We start from the raw sequence: 1,201 nt of genomic DNA on the forward strand, positions 1-1,201 counted from the left end.
GCGGCGCCCGGCCGGCGCGGCGCCCGGCCGGCGCGGTGAAGTCGCTGGTGAGGTCGCGGTTCCTGGAGGCATGCCAAGACGATAGGAAGGGGCGCGGGGCCGGTCATGGGCAGCAGGTGCCAGTGTGCGCACGGGCCTGTTGACGCCCGCTGACAGTGCTTGGAGGGCGCGGCCGCCCAGGACCCCGGAACACGGGAACGCGCACCGCAACGCCGCCCGGAAAACTGTATACAACCTGCTGCCGCGAGCGTTTACAGCCTCGGCGAGGCCGCCCATAGTGAGCTGCGTGACCCCCGTTCACCCGCCCGTCACCCTGCCTTCGCCCGCCCCCGCAGCGACCCTGACGGTGGCCGGGGCGCTCGAACTGCCCGCCCTCGCGGGGGCCCGGCTCGCGGCAGGGCGTGCGGGGGCGCGCCGCGCCATCCGCGTCGCCAACATCATGGAAGTGCCGGACATCATCCGGTGGATGCGCGGCGGCGAGTTCCTGCTCACCACCGCCTACGCGGTCCGCGACGACAAACACGCGCTCACCGGCCTCGTCCCCGAACTCGCCGGCCGGGGCCTGGCCGCCCTCGGCGTCAAGGTCGGCCCCTACCTGCCGCGGCTGCCCGCGCCGATGCTCCGCCGGGCCGACGAACTGGGCTTCCCCATCGTCGAGTTGCCCGGCGAGGTGATGCTCAACGACATCCTCTCGGAGGTCATCGGCACCGTACTCAACCGGCAGGCGCTCAGCCTCGAACGCTCCCAGGCGCTGCGCGACAGACTCTCGCAGGCGGTCCTCGGCGGCGGCTCCTCCCGCGAACTCGTCCACCTCCTCGCGGCCGAGAGGGGCTGCCCGGCCGCCGTCCGCGGCCCCGACAGGACCGTCGTCGCGGCCTGCGGGGACGTGCCCGAGCACACCGCCCCACGACTGACCCGGCCCATCCTCGCCGGGCATCGCGACAGCGGCGACGTGGCGCTGTGGCCGGGACCGCCGGACCCGGTCACCGACGAGGAGCACGTCACCGCACTCGAACACGTGGCGAGCCTCGCCGGAATGCTCGCCGTGCAGGAACGCGTCCTCGCCGAACGCGAACGCCGGTACCGCACCCTGCTGCTGACCGAACTGGTCTCCCACCCGCCGCGTGAGCGCGCCGAGTCCGCGCGCCGCGCCGCCGCCCTCGGCTGGGACCTGGAGCTGCCCCGCGCCGCCGTCGTCGTC

1 protein-coding gene is annotated in these 1,201 nt (G+C 74.4%); it reads left to right on the plus strand.

Annotated features, from left to right (window positions below):
- Nucleotides 1-286: 286 nt before the first annotated feature.
- Nucleotides 287-1,201, plus strand: a 915-nt coding sequence (locus tag G3I40_RS08550) for a PucR family transcriptional regulator ligand-binding domain-containing protein (RefSeq protein WP_343244861.1), incomplete at its 3' end; no start/stop codon positions are given.

It is taken from the genome of Streptomyces sp. SID14478 (genome assembly GCF_010548525.1).
Lineage (GTDB): Bacteria > Actinomycetota > Actinomycetes > Streptomycetales > Streptomycetaceae > Streptomyces.